Origin of the sequence: Pseudomonas sivasensis (assembly GCF_013778505.1) — a bacterium.
Taxonomy (GTDB): domain Bacteria; phylum Pseudomonadota; class Gammaproteobacteria; order Pseudomonadales; family Pseudomonadaceae; genus Aquipseudomonas; species Aquipseudomonas sivasensis.
In genome coordinates, this window is the sequence record NZ_JAAOWU010000013.1 from 125,551 (window position 1) to 141,067 (window position 15,517).

13 protein-coding genes are annotated in these 15,517 nt (G+C 46.4%); 8 read left to right on the top strand and 5 right to left on the bottom strand.

Annotated elements, in window-relative coordinates; all coding sequences use genetic code 11:
- Positions 1–8 precede the first annotated feature (8 nt).
- From G9Q84_RS20440 to G9Q84_RS20470, 7 genes are all read left to right on the top strand, one after another.
- Positions 9–851 carry a DUF6216 family protein gene (locus G9Q84_RS20440; RefSeq protein WP_181643991.1) on the top strand — a complete coding sequence of 281 codons (843 nt, stop codon included), beginning with the start codon at positions 9–11 and terminating at the stop codon, positions 849–851.
- 68 nt (positions 852–919) lie between these two features.
- Complete coding sequence (locus G9Q84_RS20445) at positions 920–1,810, top strand: hypothetical protein (protein ID WP_241089440.1); 891 nt, start codon at positions 920–922, stop codon at positions 1,808–1,810.
- 356 nt (positions 1,811–2,166) lie between these two features.
- Positions 2,167–3,675, top strand: coding sequence for a tyrosine-type recombinase/integrase (locus tag G9Q84_RS20450; RefSeq protein WP_181643992.1), 1,509 nt, complete (start codon positions 2,167–2,169; stop codon positions 3,673–3,675).
- A gap of 179 nt (positions 3,676–3,854) precedes the next feature.
- Positions 3,855–5,273, top strand: coding sequence for a hypothetical protein (locus G9Q84_RS20455; protein ID WP_181643993.1), 1,419 nt, complete (start codon positions 3,855–3,857; stop codon positions 5,271–5,273).
- Between the two features lie 1,548 nt (positions 5,274–6,821).
- Positions 6,822–7,067, top strand: coding sequence for a hypothetical protein (locus tag G9Q84_RS20460; RefSeq protein WP_181643994.1), 246 nt, complete (start codon positions 6,822–6,824; stop codon positions 7,065–7,067).
- A complete protein-coding gene (locus G9Q84_RS20465) occupies positions 7,067–7,555 on the top strand; it encodes a hypothetical protein (protein WP_181643995.1) in 489 nt (162 codons plus the stop codon). Before G9Q84_RS20460 ends, G9Q84_RS20465 begins: the two co-directional genes overlap by 1 nt.
- 418 nt (positions 7,556–7,973) lie before the next feature.
- Entirely contained in the window at positions 7,974–8,435 is a 462-nt protein-coding gene (locus G9Q84_RS20470; RefSeq protein WP_181643996.1) for a hypothetical protein, read from the top strand.
- Positions 8,436–8,658: 223 nt separating this feature from the next.
- Here G9Q84_RS20470 and G9Q84_RS20475 read toward each other — a convergent pair whose 3' ends face one another.
- Positions 8,659–9,081, bottom strand: a complete 423-nt coding sequence (locus G9Q84_RS20475) for a 3-isopropylmalate dehydratase (protein ID WP_181643997.1) — start codon at positions 9,079–9,081, stop codon at positions 8,659–8,661.
- Between the two features lie 204 nt (positions 9,082–9,285).
- On the opposite strand from G9Q84_RS20475, the gene G9Q84_RS20480 reads away from it, so the two are divergent.
- Complete coding sequence (locus G9Q84_RS20480) at positions 9,286–9,840, top strand: tyrosine-type recombinase/integrase (RefSeq protein ID WP_181643998.1); 555 nt, start codon at positions 9,286–9,288, stop codon at positions 9,838–9,840.
- 643 nt (positions 9,841–10,483) lie between these two features.
- Here the strand turns inward: G9Q84_RS20480 and G9Q84_RS29640 are convergent.
- The 4 genes from G9Q84_RS29640 to G9Q84_RS20500 form a co-directional block, all read right to left on the bottom strand.
- Positions 10,484–11,275 (bottom strand): DUF2971 domain-containing protein, encoded by a 792-nt coding sequence (locus tag G9Q84_RS29640; protein WP_181643999.1) that lies wholly within the window; start codon positions 11,273–11,275, stop codon positions 10,484–10,486.
- 112 nt (positions 11,276–11,387) lie between these two features.
- Entirely contained in the window at positions 11,388–12,464 is a 1,077-nt protein-coding gene (locus G9Q84_RS20490; RefSeq protein WP_203219274.1) for a hypothetical protein, read from the bottom strand.
- A 59-nt stretch (positions 12,465–12,523) separates the two neighbouring features.
- The gene (locus tag G9Q84_RS20495; RefSeq protein WP_181644000.1) at positions 12,524–14,089 is read right to left on the bottom strand and encodes an SIR2 family protein; all 1,566 of its coding nucleotides are present in this window, start codon (positions 14,087–14,089) and stop codon (positions 12,524–12,526) included.
- Positions 14,090–14,399: 310 nt separating this feature from the next.
- Positions 14,400–15,269: a DUF2971 domain-containing protein gene (locus G9Q84_RS20500; RefSeq protein WP_185160165.1), complete on the bottom strand. Its 870-nt coding sequence runs from the start codon at positions 15,267–15,269 to the stop codon at positions 14,400–14,402.
- Positions 15,270–15,517: the final 248 nt, after the last annotated feature.

A 15,517-nucleotide genomic window follows, 5' to 3' on the forward strand; every position in this document is an offset into this window, starting at 1 on the left:
ACCCAGCCATGGCCGAACCGATCGTAAAAAGCACACCACTGACTTGGTACGTCGAGCATTTCGCCTTCTTCAGCGGTGCCTTTACCTTTCTCGCTATCGCGGGACTGTTGATATTTATCTACCGACGTTCCGGATCGCTGCTGTTTTTGCGGGATTGGATATGGCGGTTTTTTGGGGGCAAAACGCGCTTCGAAACAGAACGTTTTGAACGCATGCGCAAGGATTTGCGCGAGCTTGAATATTACCGCTACGAATTCAACATCCCTGCCAAAACGCTGCGGGAGGCAGACTTGGCCGAGGATTGGATGTACAGCAATGAATTCGCCCCGCGCGACTTCGGCCGCGTGAAGCGCTACATAGAGTGGGGCGACTTCACAGCGCTGAATTTCATCACCCGGCGGTTCGCACAATGGCGCATCAACTGTTTTTTTGTACTCGCTTTCGTGCTTTTGGCAGGTGTAGCCATTGCGGTTCCTCTGATTGAATCGAAGTACCTGATGGTGTCCCTGAAAAACGCCCCAGATGCTCCATCGTTCTATTTATCTGAAGATAACGTGAAGTTCGGCATCTGGTCCGACAACGTCCTGATGGTAGAACACTGCCGGTCGTCCGAGTCGCTACAGGCTTTTCTTCTCCCGGGATTACCGGAAGATAAACTCGACATCATTTGCTCATTCTTCCTCGACAAGAACTACAACAAATACGTACGAGAGGGTTTGAGCGAACAGCGCGGGCTACTGTTCTCGCTGATACTCGTGTCGATGGCCTGGATGATTTACCTGGTGATCCTGATCGCGCGAATGGAAGTCGCCCGACGACTCTACAGACAATGGCAGGCCAACCAGTCTTGAAAAAGCTGCCTTGAAAAAAGCACTTAGGTGCGTAGTCTGCAATCCGACCGTTTTCGACTGAGAGTTCAATGAGCAAGGCATCCGGCAGAAAAACGCTACACCGAGCGCTGAAAGGAGCTGTATGCCTGGTAGGCCTGCCCTGCCTCGCCGCGCTGGGCTTCTTCACTTGGCAAAACTTCTACCCCGTGAGTACGGCGAGCGGCTGGACTGTTCAGGTGCTGCACCGCGATGTGCCCAAAGCTGCCTCGCTGATGCCGTTACCGGACGGCGCGTTGATGGTCAGCCAGGAGCTCGACGACGCCAAGGGCAGTATCGTGCGCATTCACCTGGACGGGACACGCGAAGTGGTGGTGGGCAAGCTGTCCAAACCCGACGGTATGCTCTCCACCCGTGGCGGCTGGGTATTCAGCCAGGAAGCACTCGACTCTCCCGTCAGCTTCCTCAAGGACGGTACCGTCACAGAGTTATTCAGGGGCGAAAACGTGCAAGGTCTGTGGGACGACGGGGACTACCTCTATGCGATGGAGGACCGTCGCGACGAGGGCCGTCTCCTGCGTTATCGCTGGAGCGACCGGACCTTGAGCGTCGTGCGCAAAGACCTCGATGAGGGTGAATCCATCATCCGCTGCACCGATGGCCGCATGCTCTACACGAAGAAGAAAGAAGGCACGGTGCGTGAGCTAGCCGCAGACGGCAGTGATCCGGTGGTACTGGCCAAGCTGAACCAGCCGACGTTTTTGATGTGCGATGAGCGCGGGTTATGGATCAATGAAGACGCCACCCACCGCGCGCGGCTGTTGCTGATCGACAAACAAGGGCACCAGCAGACGATTTTGTCATTCTTGAAAGCGCCACAATCGATCGTGCCGACTGCGCGCGGGACTTATCTGCTGGCCGAGGGCGGACGTGATCGCGTATTGGAGCTGACCCCGCCCCAACCCGCCGTCGCGCAGGAGTGAGCGCGCTGCTTACGCAGGTGATGCCATTCAGTGCGAGCGCCTCGGTGGGCGTCTCTCGGTAAATCAATATACCCGTCTCCCAAAAAACGATGGCGTGTCGACGAAGACCGGCAAACACCCAGGCTTCAATCTTGGAAGGAGGTATGAACAAAGCTGTGCGGAAGGGTATGTAGGACTTTTATGGCACCAAAAACGAAAAAGCCCCGTAGCTTATTCAGCTACGGGGCTTTTTCTATGTAATGGCGGAGAGATAGGGAGTCTCCGACTTCAGACCTACAGCCCATATAGCCCGGTATCTCTTGGCTTCCAGCATCAAGAGTGGTCAAATTGAGTGGTCAAAATGGAGACCGATCAGCATGGCTACTCACCTTGTACAGAAACCCGGCGAAAGCACTTGGTATGTTCGCATGGCAGTACCAGCCGACGTTCGTCAAGCCTTTGGTGGTCGCGCCAAGCTGATCAAGACAACGGGCACCAGCAATAAGGCTGAAGCCATGGACAAGCGGCTTCCGATCCTCGCTCAGTGGAAAGCCGACATCAAGGCGGCACGAGATTCCAAAGCTGATAGTGGGGATGAGTGGAGACTCGCTCAACACACGGCGGGGCTTGAACTTCAGGCGAAGCTCTCCAGTGCGGTAACCCGTATTTATACGCCGCTCCCTCCGAACACCCCTGCGCCCAATCTTTCATGGTTTGAGCGCATACCAGAGATTGTCACAGAACTTCGCAGCGAGGGCCAAAATGCTTTTGCAGATCGACTCACCGAACACGTAAAAAAGTACGTAGCTGTGATCGAAAACGGCGTTACTGCCGGGGAGGCAATTGACCTTCACAATGAACTCTTAACGATCATGAGCGATATAGAAGCGGCGTGTATCGCAGACGAGTACAACCTCTCTGAAATTGAGCAGCAGGAAGCTCAAAAAATTGCTCGTAACCCGGCAACCTACAAACCAGTTTCACCTATTACGGATCATCGTCTGGAACAGTTCAGAGCGTACCGGGTGAAAGATGGAATTGCGGCCAAGACCATTGACCAGCAGGAAGCCAAGCTCACAAAGCTGTCTGGTTACCTTCGTGATCAAGGTACATCGCTGACCAGTGCGACCATTGCCGCGTGGTTGGAAACGCTCATCCTATCTAGCAAGACCAAAGCTCAATACTTGCTAGCAGGTTCAACGTTCTGGCGGTGGGCAACGAAGAATGATGCGCGTTGGCAAGAGTTGCACCTGGGACTCGACAACCCGTTCAAAGGGCAAGAACTTCCCAAGGTGCGTGGTAAAGCCAAGGCAGATGCAGCCCGCAAGGCGTTCGCCCCAGAGCATATTGAATACCTGTACGGAGTCGCCCAAGCAGACGGTAACCAGACGTTATGTGACTTGATCATGTTGGGTGCCCACACCGGCTGCCGTATCGAGGAGCTTGCTCAGCTTCGCAAAGAATCGGTGGTGAAGATTGAAGGTGTTCTGAGCTTCAACATTGACGACAGCAAGACTGTCGCTGGTATCAGGCAAATACCTGTTCACCCTTCCTTGTTGGACACGGTAGAACGCCTGATTGCTGATAGTACAAACGGATTCCTCCTACCAAGCTCAGCCGGAAACAAGTACGGGATTCGATCCGATTCCCTTAGCAAGGCATTCGGCAGACTGAAAACAGCACAAGGTTTCGGCAAACACCACGTATTCCACAGCGTGCGGTCGATGGTCGTCACCCTGCTACTTCGTAGTGGAGTAACTGGCCCCACCGTTGCAAACATTGTCGGTCACGAAACTGGATTGGTTACGTTTGACGTTTATGACGAAGGTGCTAGCCCTCGGCAGAAACTAGATGCCCTTTCCAACCTGTCATTCAACTTCTCATAATCGCAACATATTTCCACAACAAAAATCCTGCCCCACTCACTGGACGCATGCAGACAAACACAGCAAGCGACGACATTCAGTGGGGCTACTGCCTATTCACTACAGACATGTAAACTGCTATGTTTAAGCCATAGCCCTTTTGATAATCCGTCAAGGCGGCAATGAGAGCGGAAAATCAAATGCAAAATAAACCAAAGATAGTGCTTTTTCTAGGTAAAGCAGATACTGAAGGCGTCACTATTAGATTAAAGGCCGTCGGCGCACTATATAAACGAAAGATGCTAGAATCTCGCGTAGAAAACTGGGAAAAAATAATAGCGATATTTCATGAGTTCAATGTGTCCTCCGTTATTGTAAAGTTAACAGGTACAACCTTCAGGATACTGTGCGAAGAGCGATACAGCGAAGTACGAGAAAAGTTATTAACATTGATTGCATCAAAACCAAACTTATTCCTCGGACACGAGTCGCTACTGGTGGGAGTGGACGAGTACGAGGAATGTTATGAGGAATACAAAGAAGCTCCCGAAGCAGGTCAAGTTGAAGGCATTAATCCTGAGCTAATTGATCCTGAGCTGGCTGAAGACTATGAGTACGAACTAGATTACATAGACGTTTTTGACCCTCTCCCTACAGAAGTGATCAAAGAGGTTACAGATTTATTTACTAGGCATGAAATAACTATAATTCCATACAGGAAAAATGTGGAGCTAGTTGTTATCGCCTCCAAATTTGTCGAGCAAAATGACAGCAACTTAATATTCAGAATCTATGTCCCTTCCGAGAGAATGTGGGCAAATGAAGCGGAGAAGCTATTGCAGCTATTCCGAGAATATTTACACAAAGTTTCCGGTCTAAACGTCCGTCAAGAACAACACAGAACGAATCACGGTGTAGTTTATGAATTCTTTGGAGGGGATGGTGTAGAGCCAACAATACTCCCTCAGAAATTCAATGAGTTTTCATCCTTTATGGAAATGTGCGTCTCCAACCCTGAACACGCACAACTACTATTAGAATCGACACACCTGAACAAAGCCGAAGTATTCAATTTAGTCGAGCGATATAGTCGAGAGGCAAGAAGACTGCATGTAGATATAAAGCAAGAAAGAGAAAGAAAACTTCTTGCCATCAGACATATTCTAGAAAGTGAACTTTCCGAACATGCCAGAACTGAGCGCGACTGGGAAATTATTGAAAAAATTATTGATGGAAGCGTACCTGCCGTCACTGGAATATCCTCAGCCCTTTCCATAGATCGCCGTCAGCTCCCAGAAGCAAATAACAATGTAACTATAAATGTAAACCCCCAGATTATAGGAACAATTAACGGAGTAGTAGCTCAGCAAATACTTGGCGACCAACATCTTGGCACGGACGCAAAGCAGTTACTTGAGTTAATCGAACTATACGCTGGAAGCAATAAAACCACACTAGCATCTGCCGTGCATGAACTGAGCGATAAAAGTTCTGCACCCGAAGATAAATTATCAGCAAAACACCATTTGAAAGGCTTTCTTTATTCCGCTGCCGGAAAAATCGGAGATGTGGCTTTGGACATAGCCCAGAAGTACATCGAAAAGCAGGCAGGTCTGTAAAGGCAAACGCATTAACCTGTAACGGTGGAGCTATTTACTTTGGTTGCCCTAGATTTGATAACGGGAATTAAAGTTAATAGCTCAGCCGGCAAAACACAGCTTTGCTCACAAGTTATAAAACCAATTATTGAGGTATGGGCGGAGCATTTCGTCACTCCAACCCCACCAACACCTAATGGCAGGATTTAAACAAGATACAAATAAATAGTGTTCAAAACAACCATTACGGTATTGACAATTATTCTCATTTGTGAGAGAATGTATGTATTGGAGAGAACAGATCAGCCGGTCTCTTTCCAGTTGTTTTAGCCAGCAACTGCGGCTCCCTCTAGTGCAACCTTTGCCCATTCCTTCAAGGGTTGTATTGTGGTCTGATCCTCCAACAATCTCTCTCCTGAACAAAACCCATATTCTTTTAACGAGGTATGGGTTTTTGTTTGTGCGCACCAAACACAATTAAACACTTCCTAATCATCCAGAGGTAGATTCTATGACCATTAACACCTGTCGTGCCTGCAATAAGCCATTGCTTAATAGGCGCCCACAAACAAAAACCTGTAACGCAGCCTGTCGTGCGAAGCACTGGAGGCGATCGAGAGTTAGTATGTTACCAGTACAACTGATGCTCAGTCTTGCCAACCATTCATTCTTTACCAAAGCAGCTGACGCTGCTGGCGCTTCAATTAATGATCATCTACATGACCGCCTAACTAAAAGCATGGAGTGTTCCAGTGAAAGTGCGACTTAACCCCGAAGCAATTCACCAACTAGAATCCATAATGGATAGGATGAGCTATAAAAGCCACCAGCACGCACTACAGGTGATGCTGTCGACTATTACCAACAACCTCAGACGTGCTGACGAGAAAACCAGCAAACTGAAGCAGTGAATACTTAACCCCCCCACCACACAATCAATCCAAAATACTTTCAACCTACACAGTAGAGGATAGAACGTATCACATAGAGGAATTGAACAATGAACTACTTAGTAATTCATAAACCTTCTCAGCTAATTCTGAAAGTAATCACCACATCTCAAACACCCACGTCGGATGAGCTTCACATGTTTCATCCAGCCTCAACCACAGTACTTAACAAATACTACAAGATGGCTGTTAAATCGCGTCGCAACGGCGTGTTGGTAAATGTGGGTGACCTTGCTGCTGTAAGCCCGAGCTTCCTAGAATCACTTAAACGTTAAGCCATTTCATTGGCCCAAACCTGAAAAATATCGCTACTCCTGGTTAGGGTACAGGATACGTGTTTTGCCTACCCTACAGGCCACGGAAACCGGGTATCCAAAGTACCAAATCAGGCAAACGTCAGATGTTTTCAAAAAAAAAATCAAAAAGGATAAACAACATATGAATACGCCACTACTCGAAAGGCACTTGGCGGTGCTTCAAATTAAACATTATCTATCATTGCACCATTCAGCAATTGCAGTTGGCGACAAGGTTGAAGCTCGGAGAACCACAGACATCATCGACAAACTGACAGCTGAGTACGGTAGGTCAGCGATCTATGAAGCTCAGGAGACCCAAGATGAGTAGTAGTCTTGACCATTTTAGTCGGGGACTTTCGAAAGCAGTGGAGCGACGTGCAAAGGCACAGCAACAAGCCAAGCAAATTGTAGAGAAAATTCATGGCGATAGTGATGCGATCATCACCAAGACAACCAAAGTCGCCAGTATAAACACTGGCACACTCAGTGCTGATGAAAAACGTTACCGCACATACCTTATCACCAACATGATTAAACTCATTCACAGCAAAAGGAAATCAATATAATGACCAGCAAAACAAGCGACCGTATTACAATCTCAGGCGTGCCCCCAAAGTTTGACCATGCTGAATTGGAACGACGCCAAGCAGCTCGCCACAATCAATATCATCTGACATCTGAAAGCCATTCTGTAGCACGCGGCGATATAGCGTTCATGCTCTTAACAAATGTCATCAAGCTGGCTGAGCAGGGGTATGAACTCAGTAGTCACTACCCCGTAACTACTGATCCTATGTCCTACGCGGCCTACATGCGCAAGCCTGACGCAATCGCAAAAGCTGACCTCAAAGCACTTGATGAGCTGGTAAAGCAAGAGTACGTAGCTTGGCTTGAAAGCGAACATCAGAAATACAAAGACCTACTAACTGCACAGTTGCTTCAGGCTGCTGAGTTGAAAGAGAAAAAGAAAATCGAAGATGCCCACAAGAAACGAATGACTGACATTGAAAAGGAAGTGAATGACACGTTCGGTGAACTGGTAGTTCCAGACTGATCCAGCAACACCCGCTGTAAGCCCCACAGTCACGCCTGAGCACCTCACAATGGAAAGTAATACCGCTACGGCTCCGGCAGTGTAATAACACTGTACGGGGCTTTTGTGTGCGTTGCTGAAAGGTGTTCGTGTGGTGTGAGTGTTCATCGCGAGCATGGTTGGTTCATCACCACAAAACGGAGTGGTAAATGATCCAGAAACGGGGTTGAAATTACCGCACTAGTAATGCAAAAATCGCCGCACTAGTAATTTTCGATTTTTCCGTTTCGCGATCACAAAGCCTAACGTATACGGGTGCTAACGGCATTTTGAGTCAGCCGGATAGCATTACAGTATATAGGAAAGGGAGTGATTGAGAGTTTAGTGCTGTGCTTGAGAGTATGTGCTTGAGATTAATATTAGAGATTAGGGGAAAGGGATGAGTGAAAATACAGATGACAAGACCAAGAGAAAATACCTAGCACTGCTAACAGAAAACCAATGGTCACACAGGTACTCCGTCTACTACGCTGACCCAGCGATGAGCAAAAGTCTGTTAACTGACATGGTTGAATTCAAGCAGGCACTGCGCAAACGTTACTCCGACCAACCATTCCTAATCCGTATCCAGACGAAGGTTGGCGGACTGAACGACAAAACCACATTGCAGGCTTATCTAACGATCCTGACCACATCCAGTTCAGAAGGTTTGAAAGTCGTAGCTCACGACACATTCTCATCCGAGGTGAACATCCAGCGCGGAAAGCTATCGACAGCAAAGCTGGAAAGCATAGCCAGTGCAATCGACAAGCAAAGGCCACATGATTTATCGAAGGTATTCGGTGATGTCAGGGTTAGACGGTACTCAGTGCTGAACAAAGAGATGTTGAAGCCGCTGTGACCCTTACCAATACTATTCAGTAACAGGAATACATACAGGTCGTGAATCAGGGGCTACGTGCAGTCACGTCAGTCCGAAGTGATGTGTCAATTCAGCTACAGCACTGAATATGCCTGGCCTTCAGACGTTTTCGGTTAAGCACGGTTTCACTTTCTCCCTGATTCCATTTCTCACGTTAGCAATTCGATTGAAATCGGGGAAGAAAGCCACCGCATCCGTGAACTCAGTACGACGACGGACGGATGTCCAGCATAGGCTGGAATGAGATTCTAAATGTCTGGCGTTCACCGGGCAGCACCCACGTCGCCACCTCTCTTCTGAAGGTGCTGTTACCAGAGCAGTTTCCTGAACCTTGTGGGTCTGATCCCACACCGATCAACCGCCGCCCCGGCTTCAGGTAGAAACTCGCTTTCTCGTTGTTGTCCACTCTTGCAACCAGCTTCCCATCCACGTAAATCCCAAAGAAACACTGACCGCCTTGGAATGCCCCTTCTCTCACCACCGTGACGGCTGCGTCGTTACCCTTGTCTTCTATCTGATAAGCCAGCAATCGGTTGTTAGGAGCAGGTACAGCCTCACCTACGGTTGGTGGTGAAGCACAACCGCTCAACGTGCTGATAGCGGCAACCAAGAACAATGTGCGCATGCTGAGTCCTTCCTTGAGTGAAGGCACAAAGCTACTACCTTGGTCATTTCTGCGCATCACTGGTGATGGAGTAGCCAAAAGCAAACCTCTAATTAACAGAATATCATTGTGTAAATAAGCCATCCTTTGAAAACCCTTGCTATAGCCTAATAGGTTATACTCTAATTTACATATCGAGTTATAATCACACGGAGTGTAAATTAGATGAACATAGTAGAAGCAGTGAAGACAACCGGCGAAGCAGAGACAATCTCCCGCAAGCTTTCACTCAACGCCAAGGGCAATCCTCTTTATGCGGACATCTGGCGCTTCGGTGTGAACACTGCACTCCGTATCAGTGACTTGCTCAGCCTGACCTTCGACGATGTGAAAGGCGACATCCTGACGATCAAAGAGAGCAAGACCGGTAAGACCCGGTACATCGATTTGAATAGTTCCGCCAAGGCGATCATCGAACGTCGCAGGAAGGCACACCCAACGCACACGTTCCTATTTCAAGTGGATAGCAACCGGGCGAAGGGAAAGGCTGTCAGCCGCGTTGCAGTAGGCGCTGCATTCAAAGCCGTGGGTGATGAAATGAGTCTTCAACTAGGTACGCACTCAATGCGTAAAACCCGTGGGTGGTTGATGTACAACGGTGGTGTTTCAATCGAGATGATCTGCAAGACACTGAACCATTCCAGTCCAGCGGTAACAATGTCGTACATCGGTATCACTCGTGCAGAAGTGGCAGCCATGTACCATGAGTTTGTATTCTGATTTTAGCCAGAGCTTCTGTAAGCAACGATAAAGAATGAGTGCGTGCGTTACGCTCGTATTCAGCTAGCGCTTCCTGCACGCGATCCTACGCAGGATCAGACGGCATCCCGACCACCTCACCGGATTCTACATTTGTTGGACGGGGTGGTCTGCCATAAGAGCTAGGGCATTAAACCCGTCAGACCTATATCCAGCACCGTCCACGGATTTCAGCACCACACGCATACGAGAAGTCGGCGATTGCCAATTCTGAATTTCAAGGGGTTGTGGGGCGTGGCGGACGTGGTTAGAGCCTGATGAGAACAAACCTTTGACCAATACCCCCACGCCTTCATACGATCATGGCTGCGCCGATCAGGGGTTCAACACTTACCGTATAACGAATAAACGATAATACCCACGAAAATCGAATACATAGCGCCACGAGCACCCCATAACTTAAGCGTCTCTCTGTCCATAGGTTCGTATTGGGCGCACATCATTGCTAACGCTTTCTATTTCTGAGCCGTAATGCCTGCATTTCTCTCCAGCACATTTATTATGTCTCAGCACAAATCGGAAAGGCTCGAAAAACGCTGGGGCTACCGACGACTTCTTTCTGGAGGCTCCCAACAACAGCCATATTCAAACCCACCAATAGCATTCAAATATTTATTATTTCCACAGTACTCGTTCTTGCCACTGCCTGCTTAAACTTTACCGCACCCTGCATATGTTTCATAATGAACTTCTTTACATTATCTTGCATCCGACAACCAAAAATTATCGACTCTACAAAATTATTATTATACGGTATTTTGATAAATTTCTTACCTTTGGGTATACGCCCCATTGCGTTGTTAGCTTGAAATCTGTATTCAGACTCATACTCCCATTCATCAAGCTTTGTTCTCAAAGCACGCCAAATTTGGTGACCAAGTTCTTCACCATCATAAATTTTAAAATATAGGCGATGTAAATCTATTGTATTAAGCCTTGGTATATGCTTTTGATAACTTACTTTTTCAGCCGTCATGAACTCGGATTTGAATTCAATACAGAATCCTTTATGAGAGTCCGCATAATGCGACCACATTAAATTACTGACAGGGTTTTTCGAAACAGACATAAACGCATAACTATCAATTGTTTCATTAAAAGACGCTTCAACACCCTCAATGACACTCAGCCCTTTGGAAGTGAACAATCCTTTATTTATACATTCGGATAAAAATCTTCTATCATCCTTCCCAACAAGAGATTTAATTATTTTAAACTCTCGAGGAGTTGGCTTTATCAATTCTATATTTGAGTCAAAAAGATCATTGAAATTTTTTCTACTGGAGAAAATCGCCTCATTTCTTAGTAGAGCATCGATTGAATAATCTTTAGACAAATCACCTAAATTTGAAACGGCACGATATTTATAAAAATATTTTGGATAATCTTCGTCCACTCAACGCCTCCTTCCAACATAATGTTCTAGCACATACCACCTTATTTATAAATTTTGCCAAAGCTACAACCAAGTCAGAATACTGCCAGTGCATTCACTGCCGCCCCACAATTCAAAACTCTTGTGCATATATAATTACAGTTTCACTACTATCGATTACAGAAGAGTCTTGATATAATTTTTTTAGCTCACCATGCGTTAATGATCGAGAACCGATTTTCCCTCTATTAAACAACTGCTCAAACAACTCACTAGAAATAGATGTTGTTTTGATTTTTTCATATTCAAGTTTTTCGCCACCTCCAACACCAATACTTTTACACTCTTCAATCCTACAGATGGGTAAGTGCTCACCAGTTGAGATAAATTTCTGATCAGCAGTTTGGAGTTTATCTGTAGGACGAAGAAAGGCTGAGCAATGAGGAAAACGATAAGACCTATCTCCTTTAACCTGGTTACACAAGCCCTGACCACAGGTGAACTTTTCCATCTTGACAAGCTGTTTATTAAGTCGTGCATCAGAAATATAGAGAGCTTTCTCCTCCCAAATCTTGTACTGAACAATCACAACACTTACATGATCCGAAGCCTTATCATGTCGCTCATATATAATATCAGCACCCGTGATATGTTCAGGCCGATCGGGATGCAAAACTCTCAACCGAAGGTAATTTCCATCTGGAAGTTGATAGTCTTTTTTTCCAAAACCATTTGAATACTCAGGCAACTTGCGATCGACATTATATGCATCGCGAAATATAATTTTGTTCTCAGAATGAGCAACAGGTAATAGCTCCTCCCTGGCTTTCTCCAGCAAACCAAGTCTCTTTTTCAACTGATCTGTTTGCTTTTGGTCTTTTTTGTCCAACTTAGCAAGACTGATAAGTGACGAAAACTCGCTTATGTCATCCTCCAAAAGCTTTACAGGATCAACATAAACCTTCGAACTGACTGATCTGAGCTCTGCGCGCTGCCTATACTCTCTTGCAGTATCACTCTCACGCACGCGCCTGAGCAAACTATTCTCTGCACCCAACAGCTCAGGATAAAGCTCAGCACCAAAATCCAAAGAGTTATCATACGTACCTTTGGAAATATCGCCTTTTGTAGCGATCTTTATCATACCACGGATGGCATTTAGAGCGACCCACTCTTGGTTTATCCGCTCCCCATCAGACTCCAATTCCATCACATTACTCCCTCCAGAACTTTAATTATCAAACACGGCAATTACATCCCAAGAACCATTTAAAAACCAAACTCCACACGGTCAATCAAGCATGCGAGCTTTCGAAAATAAGTAGCATAGGAAGACACATCCGTCTTTAAGCTCTCACGATTCGCCCATAGAAACTCTTTTACAGCAGCCAAATCGATATGAGCATCGTCCTGAAAGGGAATTATGACTGTTGCTTTTTCGGCTGTGACACTGGCGATAATTTCCGCTGTCCCCATAGTTTTAAACTGATTTTCGTACTGCTTTTTATATTGAACGTACCGATAATCCTTTCTTTCGGATTTATTAAGTATCGCCTCAACCTCAGAAAACTCTGACGCTCGAAGCTCATCAACACTATTAACACCTACAAGACGAAGATACTTATAACCTGGTATATATTTATTCGACCTTTTCAGCAGAGTTGGATAAACTTCCCTTAGAAGCTCCGCCGCATCATATTTACTATCTACAGAAATAATATCCGCAAAAATATTATCGAGAGACACACCTTTATAGCCCTGACGCGATATCCCCTCATGTTCTCTCGCGACACCAACCCCCATTACAAACTCTACATCCTCTTTATTATCAATCTGGTCTATATCAACAACAGCCAGTTTAGTTTCCGGATCGTTTGACTTAACCAGATCATACATCTGTTCTTTACAATATCTCAATATTCGTGCAGGAATCTTTCGTTTGGTACTTTCGATGGCCTCATAGACATCCAAATAGTTACCAGTTCGAATCACCGTGATATTTAAACGTGTTTCTCCGATAGCCATCATCGAAGGCTGAAAAGATGGCTCCTCACCTTCTTTAGCTCTTTGTATAAAAACAAGGTTACGCCCAAACACATCAAGTTTATCTTGCCCCAAACAATTAACTATAGACCCTATGATATTCTGTATATTTTTATCACTAATCGAATAGCCTATAAATATAATGGGATGCTCAATAAATATCGTTATTAGCTTTGCAGCCAAATAAGGGTTCTTGCTTTCAAAAAGCTCATAATCTTCATTCGTTAAAACCAAACTATTAGGCTGACTAGCACAACCATGAATCTTGTACACCTCAGCAATAGACTGAGGATTAGAAAAAAGCAACTCTTCCTGACCTATAAAGACCTTATAATCCGGAAATAACTCCTCAAGGAACAAGTCCCAATTGGTAGTAATAATCCCATCCACATTCAGCCTTGAAAGTACTTCAAGTTCCTTTAAAATACCATCATGCGCAACTTTATTATGGCTAATACCAGTAAGATATTCAGCTATTTCATGCTTTAGTGCGGAGGATACACTATTTATATTATCCGAGTACTTCCCTCTAGACTCGGCAAACTCCTCACTCTTCCACCAGACATCATTAAAATCCCTAGCCATCTCACTTGCAGCCTTGGGCATATCTTTATTGTGTTGAGAGGAGTAATAACCAAATTCTTTTATACCACTACAAAACCTCTTAAGTAGTTCATCCCATTGCTCCAGACCTATATACCGTCTCGAAAAACCCGAACCAATGAATAGGAACGGAGCTCCGCTGTTTTGTGCCAATAGGCGTGTAAGACTGAGAGTAATATGCGACGTCATTCCAAGCTACCTTCCGTTACGTAGCAAACCAGCGGAGCAAGAACGCGTATGCCAGACGCAGAAATGCCAATGGGCCACTATCTTTCCACGTCTAGCCTGAGGATACCAAGCCCTCTGAAAAAAAAGAGGCCGGAAGCAACAGACACCACAACGACCATACAACGACTCAAAGCACGGAACATTTCGCAGTCCGCAGTTGCGGGCGAGCTCAAGATTGGTATTACAGCAGTCAAACGTCCCCGGAACAGAGCCTAATCTACAGCCCCGACAGGCCGGACGATCACTCGGCGCGTACCATCACCGATCACAGTTAACGGTAGCCTTGTCGCTCGAAATCATACCAAGGACTGTGGTTCTTCCACTTTAGCCCTCGCATGTCGACACCAGTTCCGCTGGTAAGCAAAGACATTTCCCTTTTGTTCTCCTCACTGGTGTCCTCACCGAACACCATACCCACCAAAGCATTTCCGTATTTTATATCCAGCGGCTCCGTCGACTTTGTAAATGCCACATAGCGATATTCATTCTCAGCTTCCCAATCGCTCATTTTTTCGAAGAAAAGCTGCTGATAATGCTTTCTTAAATGGATCGCCGGGTACCTGTCTTGACCATACTTTTCAAGATCGTCTGTGTTAATGCTAAAGGTCAGCTCTTCAAAAAGGTCACGGGCGATTCCACAATCTTTGTACTGCACCTCACCACGGAGTAATGGAGTGTGTGCAGCGAGCTGAGTAGTTATTTCTTTCTCAAGACTTTCGCGGTGGAAGACCAGACAAACGCCGGTGTGCTTTTCAGCGTACTGCGCCCACATTCGAGGCTTACAAAACCCCCGGTTGAAAATATCGGTGAGGTGGTTACCGGTCAGCGGCCCTGTATCACGTGAGAAACAGGCTAGACGTGTATCGCGCTTCAACTCGTCTGAAAGCCAAGCCGACATAACATTACGGTCGTAATTTATTCGGTCGACTTTTGGCTCAAACGACACGAAATCGAACAACCAACTTTTAGTTTCCTTGGGATCATTGGTCCGTCTGTACTCGCCAAACCGGAGAGTACGAAACTTGAGGATGCAATTGATCGCAGTCTCGGCGCTGGTATAGTGGTAGAGATAATTATTGTGGTCTGTGACATTGATAATCACGGCTTCATCCTTGGCTCTGCATAAGATGCTGGTAGCCAAGGATAGTACTCCGGGCAGTGCTCGATACTCCATCGCACCGTGACGAGCTCACAGGAGCCCTCAGAGATATGGACGCACTCACCTTCAGGGATTTGCAGGTAATTGAGCTGTGCGCCTTGTGTCGGAAGGTACAGTCAATTCGTCAGGATCGAAATCCGAGGATTTCAATCGCCACTGGTACGGAGTTGAATAACAGATCGCCAGTGTATTTTGGCGGGGTGATGAGTGGTCAAACTGAGTGGTCAAAC

Coding starts and splice junctions, on each gene's coding strand:
- G9Q84_RS20455 (WP_181643993.1), top strand. CDS start 3,855: ATGCAAAATAAACCAAAGATAGTGCTTTTTCTAGGTAAAGCAGATACT.
- G9Q84_RS20465 (WP_181643995.1), top strand. CDS start 7,067: ATGACCAGCAAAACAAGCGACCGTATTACAATCTCAGGCGTGCCCCCA.
- G9Q84_RS20450 (WP_181643992.1), top strand. CDS start 2,167: ATGGCTACTCACCTTGTACAGAAACCCGGCGAAAGCACTTGGTATGTT.
- G9Q84_RS20495 (WP_181644000.1), bottom strand. CDS start 14,089: ATGACGTCGCATATTACTCTCAGTCTTACACGCCTATTGGCACAAAAC.
- G9Q84_RS20475 (WP_181643997.1), bottom strand. CDS start 9,081: ATGCGCACATTGTTCTTGGTTGCCGCTATCAGCACGTTGAGCGGTTGT.
- G9Q84_RS20470 (WP_181643996.1), top strand. CDS start 7,974: ATGAGTGAAAATACAGATGACAAGACCAAGAGAAAATACCTAGCACTG.
- G9Q84_RS20440 (WP_181643991.1), top strand. CDS start 9: ATGGCCGAACCGATCGTAAAAAGCACACCACTGACTTGGTACGTCGAG.
- G9Q84_RS20490 (WP_203219274.1), bottom strand. CDS start 12,464: ATGGAATTGGAGTCTGATGGGGAGCGGATAAACCAAGAGTGGGTCGCT.
- G9Q84_RS20460 (WP_181643994.1), top strand. CDS start 6,822: ATGAGTAGTAGTCTTGACCATTTTAGTCGGGGACTTTCGAAAGCAGTG.
- G9Q84_RS20480 (WP_181643998.1), top strand. CDS start 9,286: ATGAACATAGTAGAAGCAGTGAAGACAACCGGCGAAGCAGAGACAATC.
- G9Q84_RS20445 (WP_241089440.1), top strand. CDS start 920: ATGAGCAAGGCATCCGGCAGAAAAACGCTACACCGAGCGCTGAAAGGA.